Here is a 5,550-nt window from a genome sequence, read left to right as displayed (position 1 = left end):
GCCGGCCAGCGCCGTGCACACCGCGGCCAGCGCCACCGCGCCGAGCAGGTTCGGGGTGCCGCCCTCGTGGCGCGCCGGGCCCGTCGCCCAGGTCACGTCATGGGTTGCCGGGCCGACGCGGCTGGTGGCCCCGCCACCGGCCAGGTACGGCGGGGCCGAGTCCAGCCAGTCCGCCCGACCGATCAGCACGCCCGCGCCGAACGGCGCGTACAGCTTGTGGCCCGAGACGGCGAGGTAGTCCACGTCGAGCGCGAGCAGGTCTACCGGTGCGTGCGGGGCGAGCTGCGCGGCGTCGAGGGCGATCCGGGCCCCGTGCCGGTGGGCCACCCGGGCCAGTTCCGCGACCGGCCACAGCTCGCCGGTCACGTTGCTGGCCCCGGTGACCGACACCAGCACCGGCAGCGCCGGGTTGCTGTCCCGGCGCAGCTCGGCCAGGGCGGCCGCGAGGGCGCGTACCGCCCCGGCGGGGTCGGTGGGCACCGGCAGCCGTACCGAGCCGCGCGGCCAGGGCAGCAGGTTCGCGTGGTGCTCGCCGGCGAACGTGACCACCGTGGTGCCGGCGGGCAACGCCCGGCCCAGCAGGTTGAGCGCGTCCGTGGTGTTCCGGGTGAAGATCACGTGGTCTTCGGGGCGGGCACCGAAGAAGTCGCCGACCGTCTGCCGGGCCTTCTCGTAGGCCAGCGTGCAGCGCCGCGACAGCGCTCCCGCGCCCCGGTGCACGCTGGCGTACCAGGGCAGCAGCTCGGTCACCGCGTCGGCCGCGGCCCGCGCGCACGGCGCGCTGGCCGCGTAGTCCAGGTTGATCTCGCCGGGCACGCCCAGCACGTCGAGCGGCGCGGTGGGCAGGGCGGGCAGCGAGGGTACGAGAGTGACGGACACGCCGGAACCTCCGGGGTCAGGGACCCCGGGTGCGACATCGGGACGGGGTCCGCGCTTGCCCAGCACACCGATCGGGCTGGGCCCGGTCATCACCCGGGGCACCCCACCGCGAACTCGACGAGGGTTGCCGGCCAGCAAGCCGGGGCTTGACGCTGGCGCTCGTGACCTGCCGGCAGCATAGCGGCTGCCGATGCGACCGGACCAGCCGGCGGCGGATGGCTACGCTGACCGCATGGCCGACACCCCGCCCGGTTCACCCCCGCCGTCGCCGCCGCCCGTGCCCGCGGATCCGTCCACCGGCGAGGCGCCCCGGATGCCGGCGCGCAGCAAGGTCTGGCGGTTCCTGGCGCTGGCCGGGGTGGCGTTGTTCATCGCCGGGTGCGCGGCGTTCATGGTCTTCAAGCTCGGCCAGTCGCTGGGGCTCCAGGCGCTGCTCATCGGGGTGGTGGCCGCCATCCTGCCGGTGCCGGTGCTGGTCGCCTGCTTCCTCTGGCTGGACCGGTACGAGCCGGAACCCCTGAAGTACCTGATCTTCTGTTTCGCCTGGGGGGCGTTCGTCGCCACGGCCGCCTCACTGACCGTGAACGAGTTCGCCGCCGGCCGCTTCGCCGACTGGGGTTTGCCGGCCGCGCTCACCGGCGTGCTGGTGGCGCCGTTCATCGAGGAGCTGACCAAGGCGCTCGGCCCGATCCTGCTTCTGGTGTTCCGCCGCCGTGAGTGGTCGGGGATCACCGACGGCCTGGTCTACTGCGGGCTCTCCGCGGTGGGCTTCGCCATGGTGGAGAACATCCTCTACCTGGGCGGGTACGGCTACGCGGCCGGCGCCGACCGGTATGGCCCCGCGACGGGCACCCAGCAGGTCATCGCCATCTTCATCGTGCGGATCCTGCTGTTCGGGTTCGCCCATCCGCTCTTCACCTCGATGACCGGTGTGGGGCTGGGTGTCGCGGCCCGGACGGCCGACCGGCGGGTCCGGGTGCTCGCGCCGGTCGCCGGTCTGCTGCTGGCGATGATGCTGCACGGCACCTGGAACCTGCTGCCCACGCTGACGCAGGCCACCGGTGAGGCGGTGATCATGCTGTACGGCTTCCTGGGGCTCATGGTGCCGGTCTTCTTCGCCATGGTGGGACTGGCGGTGTGGCTGCGCGCCTGGGAGGGGCGGCTCACCGAGCGGACGCTGCCGGACTACGTACGCGCCGGCTGGCTGACCCCGCCCGAGGTGGCCGCGCTGAGCAGCCTCGGCCGCCGGCACGCGGCCCGCAGCTGGGCACGCCGGGTCGCGGGTGATGCCGGTCTGCGGGCGATGCGGGGGTACCAGTTCGCCGCGACCCGGCTGGCGCTGCTGCGCGACGGGACGCTGCGCGGCCTGGACCGTAAGCCCGCCGACCAGGAGCGGTCCGCCCGGGAGGAGCGGGAGTTGCTGGAGGCGATCACCGCGTACCGGTCGTTCTTCGTGGGTCGGGACCCGCAGGCTCCGGCGGGGGTCTGGGACGGCAGCCGCTACCACCTGCGCTTCCCGGACGGCACGCAGCGTGCGGTGGATGCGCCGGACGAGCCGGTGGTGCCGATCCCGGTGGTGCTGACTCCGGCGCCGCCCGCGCCTCCGGTGGGGCACGCCCCGCCCGGCTGGCCCGGTCTGCGGCCGGCGGGGCCGTGGACGCCCGGTCAACCCTGACGGCCCTCAGGTCATGAGGGTGGTGAGGAAGTCACCGAGGCCCTGGGCCATCGCGATCAACGCGGCGCCGATCGCCTTGAACATCTGCGCGGCGCCATCCGGTCGGAACGCCATGAAGTAGATCAGGAACGCGACGCTGCCCCAGGCCAACAGCTTCTTCACGAATACCGGCATCGTCCCTCCCCAGGGCCACGGTCGCCGGATGGCTTCCCCTCGTGGGGCGCGGCAAACGGCGTGCGGCGGGGGGAGGCGCGTCTACAGGTAGAGGCCGGTGGAGTCGGTCTCGACCCGCTCGGCGGCCACGGCGTGCACGTCCCGCTCGCGCAGCAGCACGTAGCCGCGGCCGTGCAGCTCGACCTCGGAGCGGTCGTCCGGGTCGAAGAGCACCCGGTCGCCGGAGACGATGGCGCGGACGTTCGGCCCCACTCCGACGGCGGTGGCCCACGCGAGGCGTTTGCCCACCGCTGCGGTCGCCGGGATGACGATGCCGGCGGTGGAGCGGCGCTCGCCCTCACCGCCTTCCATCCGGACCAGCACGCGGTCGTGCAGGAGGCGGATCGGCAGGCCGGCGTCGAGATCCTGGTCGGCGGTCACGACGCAGACGCTACCGTGTCGCCGACGGTGGGCCGCCGGTGGTTACGCCCGTGGTCGTGGGGGCAATGTGTGGCGGAACTGCCCTACGGTGTCGGGAACGGACGTATGCTGTCCGACCTGTCGCCGTGGGCGGACCGGTTCTTCTGCCAGGAGGTGCGCTTGAGCCGCTTCGAGCGGGTACGCGGGCGGCTCCGCCGCGCCTACCAGTCGAGCAGGGAGTCGGTTCGCGCCGACCGGGACACGCCTGGCGACGCCTCGGAGCCGGCCCGGGTGGCCTCGCCCGCCGCGCCGGGGCCGGTCGCTCCGCCCAGCGCCACGGTCGTCGGTGCGGAACCTCCGGTCGACCTGCACACCTCCACCTCCAGTCGGGACGACGCCGACGTGCCGCACGGGCTGCGGATCGCCGCCGCCTGGTGTTGGCGGTTGATCGTGATCGGGGTGGTGGCCTGGGCACTGCTGCGGATCGTCGGCACCATCAAGATCGTGATTATTCCGCTGGCCATCGCGCTGCTGCTCTCGGCGCTGCTCGCGCCGGCGGTGGGCTGGCTGCTGCGCGCTCGACTGCCCCGCTCGCTGGCGACCGCGGTGGTGCTGGTCGGCGGTCTGGCCGCGGTGATCGGCACGCTCACCCTGGTGGTCAACGAGTTCATCCGTGGCGTCCCGGAGTTGAGCCAGAAGTCGTCCGAGGGCGTCCGGCAGATCCAGAACTGGCTGAAGACGGGCCCGTTGCACCTCTCCGACACCCAGCTGGACCGCTACATCGACGAGGCGCAGGCCTGGATCAACGACAACACGTCGAAGTTCACCAGCGGAGCGCTGAGCACCGCCGCGACGCTGGCCGAGGTGCTGACCGGCACGCTCCTGGTGCTTTTCGCGACGTTCTTCTTCCTGCGCGACGGCAACCGCATCTGGCGCTTCCTGGTCCGGCTGCTGCCGGTGGCGGCCCGATGGAAGGTCGACGACGCCGGCCGCGCCTCCTGGCACACGCTCGGCGCCTACGTCCGAGCGACCGTTCTGGTGGCCTTCATCGACGCGGTCGGCATCGGCATCTTCCTGGTCATCTTCGACGTTCCGTTCGCCTTCCCGCTGGCCGCGCTGGTCTTCCTCGGCGCGTTCATCCCGATCGTCGGTGCGGCGCTCTCCGGCGGCGTGGCGGTGCTGGTGGCGCTGGTCGACAGCGGCCCGGTCACCGCGTTGATCATTCTCGGAGCGGTGATCGGCGTGCAGCAGGTGGAGGGCCACATCCTCCAACCGCTGATCATGGGACGGGCGGTCGCGCTCCACCCACTCGCGGTGATCATCGGCATCGCCGCCGGCGTCGTACTCGCCGGCATCACCGGCGCGCTGGTGTCCGTGCCGCTCATCGCGGTGCTGAACACCGCGGTCCGCCGGCTTGCCGCCCGAAGGGTCCCGGACACCCCGCCCGACGCCGTGGTCGTCGCCGCGCAGGCCCCCTAGAGCCGCGCCGCACGGGCACGACTGCCGGCGCCGCCGGCTGGATCACGCTCGATCCTGGACACTGGCCTCCCCCAGCTGGCAGGCCACTGTTTCCTTGTCTTTGCACGATCTTGGCCCCGAGCGGGGGAGGAATGCCGGCGTGGGGTCGGGTGCGGAGGCCCAGCGCGGCAGCGGCGTCAGGAGCCGGCGAGGCGTTGTAGCGCGCCGCGGGCCACCTCGGGGCGGGTCGTGTACCAGAACGGCGGCAGCGAGCGACGCAGGAACGGGCCGTAGCCCCGGGCGGTCTCCAGCCGGGAGTCGAGCACCGCGACAACTCCCCGGTCACCGGTCGCCCGGATCAGCCGACCCACCCCCTGGGCCAGCCGCACCGCCGCGATCGGCACGCTGACCGCGGCGAAACCCGAGCCACCGCCCGCGTCCACGGCCGCCGCGCGGGCCGCCGCGAGGGGCTCGTCCGGCCGAGGGAAGGGCAGCCGGTCGATGACCACGAGCTGGCAGGCGTCGCCCGGCACGTCCACCCCCTGCCAAAGCGACATCACCCCGAACAGACAGCTCGACCGCTCCTCGCGGAACCGGCGGACCAGCAGCGGCAACGCCTCCTCGCCCTGCAACAGCACCGGCAGGTCGGTCCGCGCGCGCAACAGCTCCGCCGCCTGCTGCGCGGCCCGCCGGGAGGAGAACAACCCGAGAGTACGACCACCGAGCGCCTCGACCAGCCCGAGCAGCTCCTCGCCGGCCGCCTCGGGCAGCCCGGACACGCTGGGCCGGGGCAGGTGCGCGGCGACGTACAGGATGCCCTGCCGCGCGTAGTCGAACGGCGAGCCCACGTCCAGCGACCGCCAGCCCGGGCCCTCGGTCGCCGGCACGACGGCCCCGGTGTCGGCGTCACCGGCCAGCCGGCGGCCCGGCGTCTCGGCGGCCGGCCGGCCCGGACCGGTGCGGCC

At 73.7% G+C, this 5,550-nt stretch carries 6 protein-coding genes and 1 riboswitch; of the genes, 2 read left to right on the top strand and 4 right to left on the bottom strand.

Annotated features, from left to right (window positions below):
- A partial coding sequence (locus JNW91_RS29095; protein WP_203178698.1) for an aminotransferase class V-fold PLP-dependent enzyme occupies window positions 1-879 on the bottom strand: 879 nt, incomplete at its 3' end.
- A gap of 46 nt (window positions 880-925) precedes the next feature.
- Window positions 926-1,046, bottom strand: a riboswitch (SAM riboswitch).
- Between the two features lie 23 nt (window positions 1,047-1,069).
- On the opposite strand from JNW91_RS29095, the gene JNW91_RS29090 reads away from it, so the two are divergent.
- Window positions 1,070-2,554, top strand: a complete 1,485-nt coding sequence (locus JNW91_RS29090; protein ID WP_203178696.1) for a PrsW family intramembrane metalloprotease — start codon at window positions 1,070-1,072, stop codon at window positions 2,552-2,554.
- Between the two features lie 6 nt (window positions 2,555-2,560).
- Here JNW91_RS29090 and JNW91_RS29085 read toward each other — a convergent pair whose 3' ends face one another.
- Window positions 2,561-2,728, bottom strand: a complete 168-nt coding sequence (locus tag JNW91_RS29085) for a hypothetical protein (RefSeq protein ID WP_201749173.1) — start codon at window positions 2,726-2,728, stop codon at window positions 2,561-2,563.
- Between the two features lie 81 nt (window positions 2,729-2,809).
- Window positions 2,810-3,148, bottom strand: coding sequence for a GroES family chaperonin (locus tag JNW91_RS29080; protein ID WP_203178694.1), 339 nt, complete (start codon window positions 3,146-3,148; stop codon window positions 2,810-2,812).
- Window positions 3,149-3,253: 105 nt separating this feature from the next.
- Here JNW91_RS29080 and JNW91_RS29075 point away from each other — a divergent pair, with 105 nt between their 5' ends.
- On the top strand, window positions 3,254-4,606 hold the full coding sequence (locus tag JNW91_RS29075; protein WP_238425901.1) for an AI-2E family transporter: 1,353 nt from the start codon (window positions 3,254-3,256) through the stop codon (window positions 4,604-4,606).
- A 176-nt stretch (window positions 4,607-4,782) separates the two neighbouring features.
- Here the strand turns inward: JNW91_RS29075 and JNW91_RS29070 are convergent.
- Window positions 4,783-5,550 (bottom strand): ATP-dependent DNA helicase (locus tag JNW91_RS29070; protein WP_238425900.1); only part of this gene is annotated, 768 nt, incomplete at its 5' end.

Source organism: Micromonospora parastrephiae (genome assembly GCF_016802865.1).
Taxonomy (GTDB): Bacteria; Actinomycetota; Actinomycetes; order Mycobacteriales; family Micromonosporaceae; genus Micromonospora; species Micromonospora parastrephiae.
Note: the sequence above shows the minus strand (reverse complement) of the source record. Positions and strands in the feature narration are given on the sequence as shown.